Below are 14,428 nucleotides of genomic sequence, written 5' to 3'. Positions count from 1 at the left end.
CGCGGGCTACCCTTCCCTCATCTGACGCAGGAGGTAGCATGAATGCAGTGGGGATCGGCATCCTTTATCTGGTGCTGGGCAATATGGTGGCAGTCTTTTCCGACGCGCTGGTGAAGGTGCTGGAGCCGGATCAGCCGGTATTTCAGTTTGTCTTCTTCCGCCAGCTCTCCGCCGCCATCCTGCTGACCCCCTGGCTGCTCTGGTCATGGCGTCGCAACCCGCCGGTGGCGCTCAAGTGGCACCTGCTGCGCGCCCATATCTGGGCCATCGGCGTCTGCCTGATGGTGATCGCCCTCACCCGGCTGCCGCTGGCCACCGCCAACGCCCTCTTCTATGCGGCGCCTCTGATGATGGTGCCGCTGGCGGTGTGGCTGGCGGGGGAAGCCATCTCGCGCCAGAAGGTACTGACCGCCTTTATCGGCTTTGTCGGGGTGCTGATCGTGCTGCGCCCCACCGAGGTGAACTGGGCGGCGCTGGCCGCGCTCGGGGTAGCGCTCTCCATGGCGCTCAACAATCTGCTGATCAAGCGGATCCCACTCCAGCAGCCCATCGCCCAGACCCTGTTCTTTACCAACGTGCTGAGCATGCCCTTCATCCTGGCGCTGGCCTGGTGGGAAGGGGGCGACTGGCAGTGGCAGATGTGGTGGCCCGCCTTCGGCTCTTCGGCGCTGATCATGGTCTATGCGGGGTTGTGCGTGGTGGCCTATCGCAAGGCGGAGGCGAGCAAAATAGCCTCGGCGGAGTACACCGGCCTGCTGATGGCGGTCGCCATCGGGGTATGGCTGTTCGATGAGCAGCCGGGCCTGCCGCTGCTGCTGGGGTGCCTGTGCATCATACTGCCGCTCATCGCCATGGCCCGCAGCAAGCCCAAACCGCAGGTCGAACCGGCACTCTAGCCAACGAGGGTCACCCCAGCAGTGGGGCGACCCTTTGTTGCAGATGGGGGATCACATCCTGCTCGAACCAGGGGTTCTTCTTGAGCCAGAAGGTGTTGCGCGGTGACGGGTGCGGCAGCGGCAACCAGGCTGGGCCATAGTCCGCCCAGCTGCGTACCGTCTCGGTCAGCGACCCTTTCGCCGCATCCCGCAGGTAGTAGGCTTGCGCATACTGGCCGATGAGCAGGGTCAGCTCGATGTTGGGCAGCAGCATCAATACCTTGTCGTGCCAGATGGGGGCACATTCGGGGCGCGGCGGCAGATCCCCCGACTTGCCCTTGCCGGGGTAACAGAGCCCCATCGGCATGATGGCGATGCGGGATTCATCGTAGAAGGTGGCCTTGTCCACTCCGAGCCATTGGCGCAAGCGATCGCCGGAGGGGTCGTCCCAGGGGATGCCGCTGGCATGCACCCGGGTGCCGGGCGCCTGGCCGATGATCAGCAGGCGAGCGTGCTCGCTGCCACGGATCACCGGTCTGGGCCCGAGCGGCAAGTGTGCCTCGCACAGGCGGCAGGCATGGATCTGTGCAAACAAACTGTCGAGTCGGTTCATGGGCCCGATAGTAGCAGAGTTTTCCGCCGGATCCTGCTTGTGAAAGATTCAGCAGATACTTATCATGCAGCCACATTTGTTTAATTTAATAAACGGAGCGAGATGAAGAACTGGATGGGCACCGGCAGCGCGGCCCTCTCATTCGTGCTGTGGGGCATGCTGCCCCTCTATTACCAGTTCATGCCCGCGGTCAACATGTGGGAGCTGCTCTCCCACCGGGTACTCTGGTCGGCGGTGCTGCTGGGGATCCTGTTCCTCCTCGTCGGCTACCGGGTGCCCTGGGCGCGGCTGCGCAGCGAACCGCGCCAGCTCGGCCTCATCCTGCTGGCCGGCCCCGTCATGTCCATCAGCTGGTGCATGTTCACCTGGTGCCTCACCACCGGTCAGGTGCTGGCCACCAGCCTCGCCTTCTTCATGACGCCACTGTTCAACATCGTCTTCGCCGTGTTGTTCCTCAAAGAGAAGCTCACCCCGCAAAAACACCTGGCGGTGGCGCTAGCCCTGGCGGGGTTGGCCTACATGCTCTTTTCTTACGGCCAGCTGCCCTGGTTCTCCCTGGTCATGGGGGCCAACTTCGCCCTCTATGGCCTGCTCAAGAAGAAGGTGCACTATGACGCCGGCGTCAGCCTCTACCTCGAGGCGCTGGTGCAGCTGCCCGTCGCCCTGCTGATCATCGGCGCTCTGGCGGTGAGCGGCGCCAGCCAATTTATGGCCGGTGACTGGACCGAGCGACTGCTGCTGATGGGCAGTGCCCCCGCCACCCTGCTGCCGGTGGGGCTGTTCTGCTATGGCATGATGCGCACCCGCATGAGCACGGTGGGTCTGCTGCAATATATCGAGCCCAGCCTCGCCTTCCTGCTCGCCATCTTCTGGTTTGGCGAGACGCCGGATCCGGTGAAATCGGTGGGGTTTGCCTTCGTCTGGGCCGGCCTGCTGGTGAGCCTGCTGCCGCTACACAGGCTCGGGCGCCATCTGCGCCGCAACGCCGACGCTCAGGGTCTGCCGCGGTAGGACTCCAGGATGGCGTGCCACTTGGGATCCCGGTCCATCTGCTCGGCGATGTCGTTCAGCCTGTCATGCAGATCGCTGCGGGATTTGGGCAACAGTATGTGGCGGGTATAGCTGGACTGGGCGAAGGGCGAGACGAACAGCTTGCCCTCAAAGGCGGGGTCGTGAGTAAAGAAGGTGAGCGCCGAGCCCGGCACCAGGGTCACGTCGATGCGGCCGCGCACCAGCAGGCTGAAGTTGGTCTTGACCTTCTTGGCATCCACCCGCACCAGATCGCCTCTGGCCGACGCCTCGTCGATCCCCTGATAGTGGTACCCCTCGATGCCGCCGAAGGTCATCCCTTTGAGCGAATCGGGCCCGCGATAGGTGACCGGTCTGTCGGCACTCGAGATAAGCTCGTTGGTATCGCGCATGATGGGAAAGGTCCAGAGGTAGCGCTCGCGCTGGGGATCCCCCACCCAAGCGGGATTAACCCAGGCCACCAGACCATCAAAGCCAGGATCCGACATCTCCAGCGCCAGTCTGGCACGATTCACCAGCCAAAGTTCCAGCTTGGGTTCTCCGCCAAGCTTTTCATTGAGATACTTGACCAGATCCCGGCTCAGACCGCTCTGCTCCCCGGTCATGAAAGGGGGGTGCTGATGATAGTCGTAGAGACGCAGCGTCTCGCCATGAGCCGATATCGACAGCAGACACCACAACCACCACCATGCTCGCATCGCACCTCCTTGGGCTGCTCTTGAGTGTGGCACAGAGAGATCGAATGAGAAAACCCCCTAGCGGCGCCAAACCAACTGCCAGCCCGCCCACCCGCCACTGGTTCATCTACATGGTGCGCACCGCCGGCGGCCTGCTCTATACCGGGATCAGCACGGATCCGCTCCGCCGCCTGCGCCAGCACCAGAGTGGCAAGGGAGCCCGCGCCCTGCGCGGCAAGGGGCCACTGACCCTGGCATGGCAGCAGGCCGTCGGTGAGAAAGGCACGGCGCTGCGCCTCGAATACCGACTCAAGCAGCAGAGCAAGGCCTTCAAGGAGCAGCTGATCAGCCAGCCGGAGCGCTGGCTCGCCTGCAGCGAATCATGGCTGGCCGCCGCCCGGCCACAGAAAAGGCCGCTGCATGCAGCGACCAGGGAAGGATCCGATAACAGGGAGTGTCAACGGTAGGCATTAACCTGCTTGCGCCGACTGCTAATGAGCCAGCAAACGCAAAAAAGGCCGCTGCATGCAGCGACCAAGGAAGGATCCGATAACAGGGAGTGTCAACGGTAGGTATTGGCTTGCTTGCGCCGACTGCTGATGAACCAGCACACCACCAGCAGCACCAGCAACCAGGGCGCCAGCTTGATGATGAGGGCAAACATGCCGGCCAACGCGCCAAACAGCACGAAGACGCCGCTCACCAGCAACATGGCCAGCACGGTGAATCCGGCCAGCGCCATGCCGACCAAGACCAGCATCAAGACGATAAATTCCAGCATGTTGTGCTCCTCACTGGGTTGATGCGGCCAGATGACCCGGGGTCAATCCAGCCAACGCTTCAATTCACGACGGGGCGGCATGATCAGCACCGCCAGCAGATAGATGGCCAGGGCCAGGGGCGGCATCAGGATCAGCGCCATCAGGGCCGCGACCCGCACCGTCACCCTGGAGAGCCCCAGCCCATTGGCGATGCCGGCGCAGACTCCGGTCAGCTTGCGATGGGCAAGATCCTTCGGCCAGGGCGTCATGGTTATGCCTCCACCTTTTGACCCTTGAGGCGGGCCAGTTCCCGTTCAATCTCGTCGTTCAGCTCCAGCTCGCGGAACTGGGCCTCCAGCGAGGGGTTCTGCCCCAGGGTTGCCGCCTCCAGCTGAGCTTCCAGCTGATCGACTCTGCCCTGAAAGCCGTCAAAACGGGCCATCAGCTCGTGCATGCGCTGGTTGTCCACCTGGGCACGGGCTCGCAGCCGGCTGTGGGCGGTCTGCTCGCGCAGGGTCAGCAGCTTCTGCTTCTCACGCGCCTCGGTCAGCTTGGCGGCCAGCCGCTCGCTGTCGGCGGTGAGCTGGGCCAGCACCTCGGCGACCCGCGCCTTGTCCTGCTCCAGCTGTTCGCATTTTTTGACCTCGGCCAGCTTCTCGGTCAGCGCGGCCCGGGCCAGATCCTCGCGTCCCTTCTGGATGGCGAGCTCGGCCTTGGCCGACCACTCCAGGATCTGGTGTTGCAACGCCTGCTGATGGCGCTCCAGCTGCTTCTGTTCGGCGATGACGCGGGCGGCCTGGGTTCTCATCTCGACCTGGACCTGCTCCATCTCCTCAATCATCAGCCGCAGCATCTTCTCCGGCTCTTCGCTCTTGTCGAGCAGGCTGTGCAGGTTGGCATTGATCACGTCGGTCAGGCGGCTAAATACGCTCATGGTCTGGCTCCTTGTTGATGGGATGGCTATCTCTTCCCATGACGTTACAAGAGCCGTGCCAAGATGATTTTTCCTTTACTTACATATAGATGAGGTTTTATCAGGTATTTTTAACACCGTCTTAGTGGCGAAAAATACCGATTTTGTGGCGATTTTCACCAATAAAAAAGGGAGCCGGTGGCTCCCTCATGCAATCAGTGACAGGCTCAGGCGGCGCGGGTATGACCGAGTTTGCTGTCCAGTTCGACCAGCTTGGCCTCCATCCGGCTGCGGCAGATTTCGGACAGTTCGCGGATGCCGGCGGCGCCGTGCTCCTTGCTGCAGACAGGGGCCATCACTTCCAGCAGCACCTCGCCGTTGTCCCAGCGGTTGAGATCGATCTGGCCGAAGTAGCTGGAGCAAACGATGGGTACCACCGGCACCTCAGCCTGCACCGCGGTATGGAAGGCACCCGCCTTGAATGGCAGCAGGCCGCGCCCCTTGGAACGGGTTCCCTCCGGGAACATCCAGATGGAGGTGCCACGCGCCTTGATGCGATCCACCACCTGGCCTATGGTGCCGATGGCACGGGAGCGGTTGGAGCGGTCGATCAGCACGTTGCCGGAGAGCCAGAAGATGAGGCCGAAGAAGGGCAGCCACAGCAGGCTCTTCTTGCCCACCGCCACCACGCCGGGCTGCACCGCGCCGGTCACGGTGAAGATGTCGTAGTTGCTCTGGTGGTTGCAGACGTAGACGGCCGGCCCCACCGACTTCACCTCGTCGGCCACCGTCACCCGGACCTTGAGGCCGATGAGCGGACAGACAGCGTGATACATGCGGGCAAAGACATAGACGTTGTTGGGATGGCGCGGACGCACCAGGCACAGCAGCAGACCGAACAGGAACCAGAAAATGAGCAGCAGACCAAGCAGCAGCACACGGGCAATTTTGAGCATCGAACACCTCGGATTTTGACTCGGCGCAGTATACTGGTCCCCCTTTTAGCGAACAAGCGTTCGCCAGACAGAACCGACCACCCTTCGCCACTCGCCCCTGAGCCATAAAACGGACGGCGGCTTGCCCCACCCGGCATTGGCCGTTAGGATGTGGCCATCTTGATGAACGGGGCGAGCATGATTCACCAACAACGCGTGGCGAAACGACTCCTGCTGCTGGTCTGCCTGCTGGTGCTCAATTGCGCTGCCCAGCCGCTGGCACGGCTGGCCCTGCTCGATCACGCCATCAGCTGTCAGGCCCTGCCCCAGTTCGCCTCAGCCGACGACCAGGCCGACAAGGGCACGCCCGCCAGCCCGCAGCCCAACAGCTGCCAGCTCAACGGCAAGTGGCTGAGCGCCGCCACCCTGCTCTGCCTTGAGCAACTGTTCTTTGCGGTGGCCCTGCTCATCGCGCTGCTGGCCCCGCTCTGGCGCTACACGCCGCCACTGCCGCCGCCACGGGCCGTTTCGCCTCCCGAACGACGACTTCACCTCACCCTCTGTGTCTGGCGGGAATGAGTTCAGCCACGCTTTTTCAGCCTGCTGTCATTCATTTTTTGCGAGACAACATCTATGTCAACTCTCTTCAAGGCGAGCCTGCTGCTGGGCTGCCTGCTGTGGCAATCCACTGGATTGGCCAGCGATACGGGCTGGCTCACCAGCCCCCAGAACGATCACGCCAAGGTCAGGCTGCAAGCCGACCGCAGCGCCCCTGACCAGACCCGCATCCTGCTCGAGGTGGCCCTCGAATCCGGCTGGAAAACCTACTGGCGCAGCCCGGGTGAAGGGGGCATAGCGCCCCAGATCCTGTGGGAGCAGCCGGTCGGCAACTTCCAGTGGAACTGGCCCACGCCGCGCCCCTTCGAGGTGGCCGGGCTGAGCACCCAGGGCTATCAGCAACAGGTGCGCTTCCCCCTGAGCCTGAACTACCCCGCCGGGCAGCCGCTCAAGGGCACCTTGCGCCTCTCCACCTGCAGCAACGTCTGCATCCTGACCGACTACCCCTTCACCCTGGCGGCGGATGGGCAGGCGCCGGCCGGTTTCGACTTCGCCTGGGCCCAGGCCATGAGCACCCTGCCGCAAACGCTGCCCGCCGATACCCGGGTCGAGCTCGGCTACCAGCACAACCAGCTGCAGCTGCGCGCCGAGCGGGCAGAGGGCTGGCAGGAGCCAGCGCTCTTCATCGATGCCCTGGAGGGGGCCGAGTTCGGCAAGCCGGCGCTCGAGGTGAGCGGCAACACCCTGATCGCCCGGGTGCCGGTCAGCGACGGCTGGCAGGGGGATGCGCCTGACTTGCGTGGCCAATCCCTCGGCCTGCTGCTCGGCAGCGGCGATGAAGCCTGGCAGACCAGCGCCACCATCGCCGGACCTCTCGCCCTGCCGGCCCCAGGCCAGCCACTCATCTGGCTGCTGGGGGCGGCGCTGCTCGGCGGCCTCATCCTCAACCTGATGCCCTGCGTGCTGCCGGTGCTGGCCCTGAAACTGGGTACCGTGCTGCAGCAGCAGGAGCGCGAACAGCGACAGGTGCGCAAGCAGTTCCTCGCCGCCAGTGCCGGGATCATTGCCTCCTTCTGGGTGCTGGCGGCCATGAGCAGCCTGCTGCGCGCGACTCAGGGCGCCGTCGGCTGGGGGATCCAGTTCCAGAGCGCCGGCTTCATCGGCTTCATGGTGGCGGTGACCCTGCTGTTTTGCGCCAACCTGTTGGGCTTGTTCGAGATAAGGTTGCCCAGCAATCTCAATACTCGCCTCGCCACCAGCGGCGGCAAGGGGCTCGGTGGCCACTTCCTGCAGGGGAGCTTCGCCACCCTGTTGGCCACCCCCTGCTCGGCCCCCTTCCTCGGCACCGCGGTGGCCTTTGCGCTGGCGGCACCGCTCGGCCAGCTCTGGCTCATCTTCACGGCGCTCGGCCTTGGCATGAGCCTGCCCTGGCTGCTGGTGGCGGCCCTGCCGCGCCTCGCCCTCTGGTTGCCCAAACCGGGCCGCTGGATGGGGCGGCTGCGCATCCTGCTCGGGTTGATGATGCTGGGCTCCAGCCTCTGGCTGGCGAGCCTGCTTGGCAACCATCTGGGCAGCACGGCTACCGGCTGGCTGATGGCCGCCATGCTGCTGACGCTGCTGATCGGCATCCTCTGGCGCTATGGCATGCGCGGTTTCACGCTGGCCCTCTCCCTCTCGGCCCTCATCGGCGGCGCCCTGTTGCTGGGTGGCGCCCTCACGGCGCAGGGGGCGGGCAGCGTCGATCGCATCGCCTGGCAGCCGCTCACCGAGCAGGCCATCGTCGATGCGCTGGCCCAGCGCAAGCGGGTCTTCGTCGACGTCACCGCCGACTGGTGCGTCACCTGCAAGGCCAACAAGTACAACGTGCTGCTACGTGACGAGGTGCAGAACGCCCTGACGGCCCCGGACGTGGTGGCCCTGCGCGGTGACTGGAGCCGGCCGAGCGACACCATCTCCGCCTTCCTGCGCCAGCGCGGCGCGGCTGCCGTCCCCTTCAACCAGATCTACGGGCCCGGCCTGCCAGAGGGAGAGATCCTCTCCCCCCTGCTGGACAAGGCCAACTTGCTCGACGTGTTGCACCAGGCCGGCCTAGTCCAGGCCGATGTCACCCATTTTTAAGGAGAATCCCATGACCCTGCGTACCCTGAGACTGCGCACCCTGACCCTCTGCACCGCCCTGCTTGCCGGCACCCTGAGTGCCCCCTTGTTGCAGGCGGCGCCCTTCACCCCAGAGCAGGAGGCGCGCATCAAGGAGCTCATTCGCGAGACCCTGGTCCAGAACCCGACCATCCTCGACGAGGCGGCCGAATCCTGGGAGAAACAGAACGCCGCGGCCCAGGAGGCCCAGCTCGGTAACTTCATCAAAGGCAATCAGGATGTGCTGTTCAACAGCGCCACCAGCCCGCGGCTCGGCGCCAAGAATCCCAAGCTGACCCTGGTGCTGTTCACCGACTACAACTGCCCCTACTGCAAGCAGTTCGATCCCCGCCTGACCAAGCTGCTCGAGGCCTATCCCGACGATCTGGGGCTGGTGGTCAAGCTGCTGCCGTTCAAGGGACAGAGCTCGGCCAAGGCGGCCCAGTACAGCCTCACCCTGTGGCAACAGGATCCGGCCCGCTTCCTCGCCCTGCACGACAAGCTGATGAGCAAGCAGGGGATGCTGACCGAGGCGGACATCAACAAGGCGCTGGCGGCCACCGGCAACACGGCCCTCAAGCCCGATGCCAAGGCCACCGAGGAGCTGCGCAACAGCCTGCGCATCGGTACCCTCCTGGGCGTGCAGGGCACCCCGGCGACGCTCATCGGCAACCAGCTGGTGCCGGGCGCCCTCCCCTATGACGAGCTGGAGCAGCTGGTGAAGGCCGAGCTGGCCAAGCGGAGCTAAGCCATGGCGGAGGATGCAGTCGTAAAACCACCCCGCTGGCGCCGTTGGGGCAAGGAGGCCCTCTGGCTGCTGCTGATGGTGCTGGTCATCTCCACCCTGCTGGATCTGTGGCGCAGCCCCAGCCTGCCGGCGGGGGCCATGGAGGCTCCCTTCACCCTGCAGGATGGCACCATCACCAGTCTGGCCGAGCAGAGCCGCGGCAAGCCGCTGCTGGTCTACTACTGGGCCAGCTGGTGCGGGGTGTGCCGCTTCACCACACCGACCGTGGAGAACCTGTGGCAGGAGGGTGAAAACGTGCTGACGGTGGCGCTGCGCTCCGGCAGCGATGAGCAGTTGCGCGCCGGGATGGCGAAGAAGGGGCTCGTCTTTCCCACCCACAACGATGAGCGGGGAGATCTGGCCGCACGCTGGCAGGTGGGGGTCACCCCCACCTTCCTCATCATCAAGGATGGGACGCTGGTGAGCAGCACCACCGGCTGGAGCTCGTGGCTCGGGCTCAAGGCCCGTCTGCTGTGGGCCGGCTGGTAATCCCGTCCGCCCAGCAATGTATGCAAAGAGCCCGGTATCACGACCGGGCTCTTTTTCATCTGAAGGCTGACAAACCTATTTCGTGGGCGCCATGGCGCCCTGACCGAGCCGTCCCCTGGCGCTGGCCCGCTCGGCCTCGTCGAGTACCCCGTCCCCGTTCTTGTCCATCCGGGTGAAGAGGGCCTCATGGCGTGCCATGAACTGCGCCTTGGTCGTGTCCTGCATAGCCCTCATGTTGCCCATGTTTCCCATCTTGCCCGGCATGGCCTGGCCCGACTGCTGCATCGCCTCGTGCATCTTGGCCATGGCGGCCTCTCTCTCGGCCACCGACAGGGTGCCATCCTTGTCGGTGTCCTGCCGGGCAAAGCGCTGCTCGGCTCTTTCCATGAACTGGGCCTTGGTGATGTCCCCCTTGATGAACATCAAGGGCTCGTCGATGCTCTCATCGGCGGCGATGGCAAGGCCGCCCAGCAGTACCATAGGCAGAAGATAAAATTTGAGCATGGCTGTCCATTCCTTAGTAAGGGTCTCGGCCCGACCGAGGCCTGCTGAAGATCGCCAGGGCAACGCCCGGCGCCTCCTGTAGTGTAGCCCCGGTGCCACTCCCTACCGGGAGGCAGATCGCAAGGTGCACCGACCGCGCCTCCCCCTGGTTACTTTTCTTCCTATTCATGGCGATGGCCGCCTGTTTGCGTTAAAATGTCGGGTTTTTGCCGAGCCTGGTTTGCCAAGATCCCCGCCACCAGGCCAGCGCAGGGTCAATTCCACGATGCCAGTGAGGCAGGATCCGTCATGAACAACTACTTCCGGGTGTTGGGCGTCAAGTCCAACGCCAGTGAAAACGACATCAAGAAAGCCTATCGTCGGCTGTCGAACCAGTACCATCCCGACAAACTGCACGGGGCGAGCGAAGAAGAGAAAGAGCAGGCAGCCCTCAAGCTGCACCAGGTAAAGCAGGCTTATGAAGTGCTGTCCGATCCGAAACAGCGGGCCGCCTTTATCAAGGATTTCAACAACGTCATCGTGACCGATCCCGCTGCTGCCATGCAGGAGATGTGGGACCAGTTCTACCCCTGAGCCACCAGGCAAGAAGAGCGACTATGCAAAAAAAATGGGACCAGGCACGGCTCAAGGCCCTGCAAAGCGATGCCAGCGAGAATATCGAATCCTACCGGGATCAGGACGACCCCAAGGGGCTCGAGCAGTTCACCGACCAGATGAAGGCCCTGCTGCTGGCCGACATGAGCATGCTGGAATTCATGCCCGAATACCTGCCGCTCGCCCTCTATGGCCGGGTGCAGTTCCCCCCCAAGGCCAAGGGGCAGTGGAACAAGTGGCTTACCAGCGGCGAGCAGCCGAGCTGGGACGAGTTCAAGGTGAGCGTCGGCTTCAACAACGCCGCCCTGCCGCTGGTCAAGGCGGTGCGGGCCCAGAGCGAAGATCAGCTGATGGAAGCCTGCGCCGTGCTGTTCCTGCTCGACAACCCGCTGCCGCGCGGCAGCCACCGCGGCGATGACGACTATGAGCTGCGCGATGAAGAAGAGGAAGACGGGGAAGATGCCGACGCCGATTATCACGGCGGCAGCGACCGCTATGGCGACGACCAGGGCGAGCAGGATATGTACGACGAAGTCCGTTTCTAATTGGGGCAAGGCATGAGCAACAGTCTGATAGAAATTACCGCCATCGAGATCAAAGAGCTGGCCGTCATCGAGCCGAAGCAGGCCAGCGAGAAGTTCGAGCTGATCGCCAAGACCATGTCTGACGACCAGCTGGCAGAAGTGATTGAAAACATTGATATCGTTACCCTGACCCAGATCAACGGCCAGCACGACATCTCCTTCCCCTCCATCATCTCCGAGCTGATGACCCCGGAGCGGATCCGCGACATCGTCTGCCAGCAGCCGCTCTACTGGGAAGAGGCGATCAAGAACAACGCCGACGAGCTGCAACAGCACACCTTCGACTTCCTCAACTACCTGATCCGCACCCAGGATAGCGAAGCCAAGCAGCGCGAGATCCTCGAGTGCGTGGCCGAGGATCCGGCCGGTCTCTTCTACCTCGCCATCCCCTTCATCGAGTTCTATCGCGGCGATCGCTATGAAGAGGACGAGGGCTATCGCGACGTGCTGCACGCCGAAGAGGAAGATCTCGAAGAGTCCCTGCGCTACAGCGAGCGCCAGCAGGCCGAAGACAGCCACGACTACGCGCTGGACGACCCGCGCAGCCTCTTGATGCTCATTCGCGAGCTGGCCCCCGAGGTGGAGAAAGCCATCAAGGCGCTGCTGCGCAACGAGCACTCCACCTGGGATGGCATCATCAACAAGTTTGCCGCCGAGCTGGTGATGCAGGCCAAAGAGAAGAACAAGGTCGAGGAAGACGAGTACGGCGACGTCGACGACATGTTCAGCTTTCTGGATTAAGGAGCCCATTCATGCAGTTAGTCATTCGCGATGCCAACCAGGGCCCCTTTCTGACCCAGGTGCTGCGCTTTGGCCGCGACAATGAACGTTTGACCGAGCAACAGCTGGCCGCCATCAAGGGCAAGGCGGTGCTGATGAGCCTCAAATTCGCCGACAAGTACTACAACAAGTACAAGATGCACCTGCTGGAGCAGGCCGCCCACGACGTCATCGGTGTGGTGAGCCTCGGCCTGCAGGAGCTCTCGGCGCGGGATCCGGCCAAGGCGCTGGCGCTGCTGCAGGCGCCGGAAGGCCCCATCAAGCCGTTCCAGAAGGGCTGGTCGATGCTGATCACCGTCAGCCCCAAGCAGGCTGGCAACAGCCTCTACGGTGACGTGGATGCCCGCCTGCTGGACAAGATCTCGAGCCCCCCGGACGTGGAAGAGTGGCAAGGGTGGCAGGAGTACGAGAAGGCGCTGACCGAGCACAACAAGAGCCGCCTGATGGAGCTCATCGACCAGCACTTCTTCGCCTGCGAGAGCGACCACCCCACCATGGAGGACAAGCTGGCCGAAGCGCTGCTCTACCGCATCCTCTGCGGCAAGGGCAGTGGCGCCGCCCCGCTCAAGGTGAAGCAGGATCTCAAGCGCAAGCTGGCGCGGGAAATTGAGCTCGACGAGGGCTGGTACGACACCGACTATCTGGCGACCCAGCTCACCCTGATGCTGAGCGCGCTGCCCGCCGACATGGCCGCCGCCCTGCGCCAGGAGCTGAGCCCGGGCTTTGTGCCGAACCTGCTGCACACCCTCGGCTTCGTGCGCCAGTACCAGCAGCTGCAAAAAGAGGACGCCTCCCCGGAGAAGCTCGACAACATGGAGATGCGCGCCGGGCTCAAACACCCCCTGCTCGGCTGGCCGCTCTATCACGACTTCTAAGGGGCCATGCACCCTTGCAGGACGGCTCTTGCCTCTCCTCCCACAACGCCCGGCTTGCCGGGCGTTGTGCTATCCAGCGTCCCGTTTTCAGCACAAGCCCTGGCCGTGAACACCGAGCTCGGCAGAAAACTACCCCGTAAGCATCATTGGCCACATTTTTGACAGGGATATAATGACTCCCCCATACAAGCCGTAGGGGAGCAAGACCGTGAGCAGAAAGCCCGACAGGATCACCGCGATGCAGCAGATCATCGACGCCGTGAAGGCGGAATTTCCGCTCTACCAACCGGATACCTTCAAGTGCGGGCCTGACAACACCTGCATCGGTTGCCCCAAGAAGCTGATGGAGCTAGTGGATACGGACCTCTGCTACTGGCAATATCAGATCGATCGCGGCATCCCGCCCACCTTCGACGAGCTCTACAGCTTCGGCAAGCTGTGCAAGAACATCCGCCGGGCCCTGGTGCGCAATGGCCGCATTCCCGCCTGAGCGCCCCATCGCAGCCAGGACTAAGACCCCCGCTGGCAACATCTGAGAGGTACTGAGCATGACCCAGGAGAGGATACAGACCCGCTACACGCTAAATGGCCCCCTTGCCAGCCGCACCGAGCTGGAGCAGGCCATCGCCCAGGCCATCGAGGCCCACAAACAGGACTTCTTCCCCCTGCTGGAGCGGCTGGTGGATGTGGGTGACAGTCGGGTCAAGCTCAGCCAGAAAGATCCACTGCGGGTACTGGAGGTGGAACTCGACGAGGCTAACACCGGCGGCAGTGCGCGCCTCAACTACGAGTCCAACTTCGCCGAGAGCTGCCGGCTTATCGACGAATATGACCAGCACCAGACCAGCGTGGCTTTTACCCTCGACGGGGATCAGCTGATCTTCGATCTTGAGCTGCCCATTGCCTGGAACGTCGACAACTAGGGCCACTCCCCGCCTTCGCTCAGCGTCCAGCCCATCACAAGAAAGGAGCCTTGTCGGCTCCTTTTTCACTGACTCACCGTATCGCGCGGCTCGTCCCGCCCTCTGCTTCACATCTCAGGTGAGGTAGTTCAAGTGAGATAGTAACGCCACGACCGGACCGGTTCGGCGAAACCGACCCGGATGCAGAAGGGTGCCAACTCGTGATTGGCCTGCTCCAGGCTGAGGGTCTGGTGGGCATCTTCCTGGCACCACTGCACGAACTCGCCGCTGTTGAAGCTGTAGTGATCTCCGTGAAAGACTCCGTGGGCCTCGATCAGTCCGATGGCTTTGTCGATCTCCATGATTGGCCTCCTGGCACTGTGCTGCTCCCTTTAAGCTTAGCGAGCGGGGAGGCG

21 protein-coding genes are annotated in these 14,428 nt (G+C 63.3%); 13 read left to right on the top strand and 8 right to left on the bottom strand.

Annotation, left to right across the window (positions count from 1 at the left end; all coding sequences use genetic code 11):
• Nucleotides 1–38 precede the first annotated feature (38 nt).
• The gene (locus tag AB5Y94_RS18015; RefSeq protein WP_362818004.1) at nt 39–896 is read left to right on the top strand and encodes a DMT family transporter; all 858 of its coding nucleotides are present in this window, start codon (nt 39–41) and stop codon (nt 894–896) included.
• A gap of 10 nt (nt 897–906) precedes the next feature.
• On the opposite strand, the gene AB5Y94_RS18010 is transcribed toward AB5Y94_RS18015, so the two are convergent.
• Complete coding sequence (locus tag AB5Y94_RS18010; protein ID WP_368206261.1) at nt 907–1,488, bottom strand: uracil-DNA glycosylase family protein; 582 nt, start codon at nt 1,486–1,488, stop codon at nt 907–909.
• A gap of 102 nt (nt 1,489–1,590) precedes the next feature.
• Here AB5Y94_RS18010 and rarD point away from each other — a divergent pair, with 102 nt between their 5' ends.
• Nucleotides 1,591–2,499 (top strand): EamA family transporter RarD, encoded by a 909-nt coding sequence (gene rarD / locus AB5Y94_RS18005; RefSeq protein WP_099359888.1) that lies wholly within the window; start codon nt 1,591–1,593, stop codon nt 2,497–2,499.
• On the opposite strand, the gene AB5Y94_RS18000 is transcribed toward rarD, so the two are convergent.
• Nucleotides 2,481–3,215 (bottom strand): ABC transporter substrate-binding protein, encoded by a 735-nt coding sequence (locus AB5Y94_RS18000; protein ID WP_005305238.1) that lies wholly within the window; start codon nt 3,213–3,215, stop codon nt 2,481–2,483. The two genes, rarD and AB5Y94_RS18000, sit on opposite strands and share 19 nt — an antisense overlap.
• Nucleotides 3,216–3,259: 44 nt before the next feature.
• Here AB5Y94_RS18000 and AB5Y94_RS17995 point away from each other — a divergent pair, with 44 nt between their 5' ends.
• The gene (locus AB5Y94_RS17995; RefSeq protein ID WP_017778345.1) at nt 3,260–3,661 is read left to right on the top strand and encodes a GIY-YIG nuclease family protein; all 402 of its coding nucleotides are present in this window, start codon (nt 3,260–3,262) and stop codon (nt 3,659–3,661) included.
• A 95-nt stretch (nt 3,662–3,756) separates the two neighbouring features.
• Here AB5Y94_RS17995 and pspG read toward each other — a convergent pair whose 3' ends face one another.
• The 4 genes from pspG to AB5Y94_RS17975 form a co-directional block, all read right to left on the bottom strand.
• Entirely contained in the window at nt 3,757–3,975 is a 219-nt protein-coding gene (gene pspG / locus AB5Y94_RS17990; protein ID WP_010636066.1) for an envelope stress response protein PspG, read from the bottom strand.
• Nucleotides 3,976–4,017: 42 nt separating this feature from the next.
• Nucleotides 4,018–4,224 carry a PspC domain-containing protein gene (locus AB5Y94_RS17985; RefSeq protein WP_005305247.1) on the bottom strand — a complete coding sequence of 69 codons (207 nt, stop codon included), beginning with the start codon at nt 4,222–4,224 and terminating at the stop codon, nt 4,018–4,020.
• Nucleotides 4,225–4,226: 2 nt separating this feature from the next.
• Complete coding sequence (gene pspA / locus AB5Y94_RS17980) at nt 4,227–4,889, bottom strand: phage shock protein PspA (protein WP_017782532.1); 663 nt, start codon at nt 4,887–4,889, stop codon at nt 4,227–4,229.
• A gap of 206 nt (nt 4,890–5,095) precedes the next feature.
• Entirely contained in the window at nt 5,096–5,824 is a 729-nt protein-coding gene (locus tag AB5Y94_RS17975) for a 1-acylglycerol-3-phosphate O-acyltransferase (RefSeq protein ID WP_005305253.1), read from the bottom strand.
• Between the two features lie 177 nt (nt 5,825–6,001).
• On the opposite strand from AB5Y94_RS17975, the gene AB5Y94_RS17970 reads away from it, so the two are divergent.
• The 4 genes from AB5Y94_RS17970 to AB5Y94_RS17955 are packed head-to-tail and all read left to right on the top strand — an operon-like array spanning nt 6,002 to nt 9,773.
• The gene (locus AB5Y94_RS17970; RefSeq protein WP_025201130.1) at nt 6,002–6,382 is read left to right on the top strand and encodes a hypothetical protein; all 381 of its coding nucleotides are present in this window, start codon (nt 6,002–6,004) and stop codon (nt 6,380–6,382) included.
• 54 nt (nt 6,383–6,436) lie between these two features.
• Nucleotides 6,437–8,479: a protein-disulfide reductase DsbD family protein gene (locus AB5Y94_RS17965; RefSeq protein WP_368206260.1), complete on the top strand. Its 2,043-nt coding sequence runs from the start codon at nt 6,437–6,439 to the stop codon at nt 8,477–8,479.
• A 10-nt stretch (nt 8,480–8,489) separates the two neighbouring features.
• Nucleotides 8,490–9,245 (top strand): DsbA family protein, encoded by a 756-nt coding sequence (locus tag AB5Y94_RS17960; protein WP_368206259.1) that lies wholly within the window; start codon nt 8,490–8,492, stop codon nt 9,243–9,245.
• A 3-nt stretch (nt 9,246–9,248) separates the two neighbouring features.
• Nucleotides 9,249–9,773 carry a protein disulfide oxidoreductase gene (locus AB5Y94_RS17955; protein WP_206220819.1) on the top strand — a complete coding sequence of 175 codons (525 nt, stop codon included), beginning with the start codon at nt 9,249–9,251 and terminating at the stop codon, nt 9,771–9,773.
• A 75-nt stretch (nt 9,774–9,848) separates the two neighbouring features.
• On the opposite strand, the gene AB5Y94_RS17950 is transcribed toward AB5Y94_RS17955, so the two are convergent.
• On the bottom strand, nt 9,849–10,277 hold the full coding sequence (locus AB5Y94_RS17950; protein WP_025201126.1) for a hypothetical protein: 429 nt from the start codon (nt 10,275–10,277) through the stop codon (nt 9,849–9,851).
• Nucleotides 10,278–10,565: 288 nt separating this feature from the next.
• On the opposite strand from AB5Y94_RS17950, the gene AB5Y94_RS17945 reads away from it, so the two are divergent.
• From AB5Y94_RS17945 to AB5Y94_RS17920, 6 genes are all read left to right on the top strand, one after another.
• Nucleotides 10,566–10,850, top strand: coding sequence for a DnaJ domain-containing protein (locus tag AB5Y94_RS17945; protein WP_005305278.1), 285 nt, complete (start codon nt 10,566–10,568; stop codon nt 10,848–10,850).
• 23 nt (nt 10,851–10,873) lie between these two features.
• Nucleotides 10,874–11,416: a hypothetical protein gene (locus AB5Y94_RS17940; RefSeq protein ID WP_025201125.1), complete on the top strand. Its 543-nt coding sequence runs from the start codon at nt 10,874–10,876 to the stop codon at nt 11,414–11,416.
• 12 nt (nt 11,417–11,428) lie between these two features.
• Nucleotides 11,429–12,196, top strand: a complete 768-nt coding sequence (locus AB5Y94_RS17935; RefSeq protein WP_026458895.1) for a hypothetical protein — start codon at nt 11,429–11,431, stop codon at nt 12,194–12,196.
• An 11-nt stretch (nt 12,197–12,207) separates the two neighbouring features.
• On the top strand, nt 12,208–13,110 hold the full coding sequence (locus AB5Y94_RS17930; protein ID WP_123246644.1) for a hypothetical protein: 903 nt from the start codon (nt 12,208–12,210) through the stop codon (nt 13,108–13,110).
• A gap of 238 nt (nt 13,111–13,348) precedes the next feature.
• Complete coding sequence (locus tag AB5Y94_RS17925) at nt 13,349–13,600, top strand: hypothetical protein (RefSeq protein WP_005305289.1); 252 nt, start codon at nt 13,349–13,351, stop codon at nt 13,598–13,600.
• Nucleotides 13,601–13,658: 58 nt separating this feature from the next.
• Nucleotides 13,659–14,033, top strand: a complete 375-nt coding sequence (locus AB5Y94_RS17920) for a hypothetical protein (protein ID WP_368206258.1) — start codon at nt 13,659–13,661, stop codon at nt 14,031–14,033.
• A gap of 128 nt (nt 14,034–14,161) precedes the next feature.
• Here the strand turns inward: AB5Y94_RS17920 and AB5Y94_RS17915 are convergent, their stop codons facing one another.
• Nucleotides 14,162–14,374 (bottom strand): hypothetical protein, encoded by a 213-nt coding sequence (locus AB5Y94_RS17915; RefSeq protein ID WP_201975642.1) that lies wholly within the window; start codon nt 14,372–14,374, stop codon nt 14,162–14,164.
• Between the last annotated feature and the right edge of the window lie 54 nt (nt 14,375–14,428).

Source organism: Aeromonas sp. s5 (assembly GCF_040907865.1).
Classification (GTDB): domain Bacteria; phylum Pseudomonadota; class Gammaproteobacteria; order Enterobacterales; family Aeromonadaceae; genus Aeromonas; species Aeromonas dhakensis.
The sequence above is the reverse complement of the archived record's forward strand: the minus strand, read 5'-3'. Positions and strand labels throughout refer to the sequence as shown.

Coding starts and splice junctions, on each gene's coding strand:
- AB5Y94_RS18015 (WP_362818004.1), top strand. CDS start 39: ATGAATGCAGTGGGGATCGGCATCCTTTATCTGGTGCTGGGCAATATG.
- AB5Y94_RS18010 (WP_368206261.1), bottom strand. CDS start 1,488: ATGAACCGACTCGACAGTTTGTTTGCACAGATCCATGCCTGCCGCCTG.
- rarD (WP_099359888.1), top strand. CDS start 1,591: ATGAAGAACTGGATGGGCACCGGCAGCGCGGCCCTCTCATTCGTGCTG.
- AB5Y94_RS18000 (WP_005305238.1), bottom strand. CDS start 3,215: ATGCGAGCATGGTGGTGGTTGTGGTGTCTGCTGTCGATATCGGCTCAT.
- AB5Y94_RS17995 (WP_017778345.1), top strand. CDS start 3,260: ATGAGAAAACCCCCTAGCGGCGCCAAACCAACTGCCAGCCCGCCCACC.
- pspG (WP_010636066.1), bottom strand. CDS start 3,975: ATGCTGGAATTTATCGTCTTGATGCTGGTCTTGGTCGGCATGGCGCTG.
- AB5Y94_RS17985 (WP_005305247.1), bottom strand. CDS start 4,224: ATGACGCCCTGGCCGAAGGATCTTGCCCATCGCAAGCTGACCGGAGTC.
- pspA (WP_017782532.1), bottom strand. CDS start 4,889: ATGAGCGTATTTAGCCGCCTGACCGACGTGATCAATGCCAACCTGCAC.
- AB5Y94_RS17975 (WP_005305253.1), bottom strand. CDS start 5,824: ATGCTCAAAATTGCCCGTGTGCTGCTGCTTGGTCTGCTGCTCATTTTC.
- AB5Y94_RS17970 (WP_025201130.1), top strand. CDS start 6,002: ATGATTCACCAACAACGCGTGGCGAAACGACTCCTGCTGCTGGTCTGC.
- AB5Y94_RS17965 (WP_368206260.1), top strand. CDS start 6,437: ATGTCAACTCTCTTCAAGGCGAGCCTGCTGCTGGGCTGCCTGCTGTGG.
- AB5Y94_RS17960 (WP_368206259.1), top strand. CDS start 8,490: ATGACCCTGCGTACCCTGAGACTGCGCACCCTGACCCTCTGCACCGCC.
- AB5Y94_RS17955 (WP_206220819.1), top strand. CDS start 9,249: ATGGCGGAGGATGCAGTCGTAAAACCACCCCGCTGGCGCCGTTGGGGC.
- AB5Y94_RS17950 (WP_025201126.1), bottom strand. CDS start 10,277: ATGCTCAAATTTTATCTTCTGCCTATGGTACTGCTGGGCGGCCTTGCC.
- AB5Y94_RS17945 (WP_005305278.1), top strand. CDS start 10,566: ATGAACAACTACTTCCGGGTGTTGGGCGTCAAGTCCAACGCCAGTGAA.
- AB5Y94_RS17940 (WP_025201125.1), top strand. CDS start 10,874: ATGCAAAAAAAATGGGACCAGGCACGGCTCAAGGCCCTGCAAAGCGAT.
- AB5Y94_RS17935 (WP_026458895.1), top strand. CDS start 11,429: ATGAGCAACAGTCTGATAGAAATTACCGCCATCGAGATCAAAGAGCTG.
- AB5Y94_RS17930 (WP_123246644.1), top strand. CDS start 12,208: ATGCAGTTAGTCATTCGCGATGCCAACCAGGGCCCCTTTCTGACCCAG.
- AB5Y94_RS17925 (WP_005305289.1), top strand. CDS start 13,349: ATGCAGCAGATCATCGACGCCGTGAAGGCGGAATTTCCGCTCTACCAA.
- AB5Y94_RS17920 (WP_368206258.1), top strand. CDS start 13,659: ATGACCCAGGAGAGGATACAGACCCGCTACACGCTAAATGGCCCCCTT.
- AB5Y94_RS17915 (WP_201975642.1), bottom strand. CDS start 14,374: ATGGAGATCGACAAAGCCATCGGACTGATCGAGGCCCACGGAGTCTTT.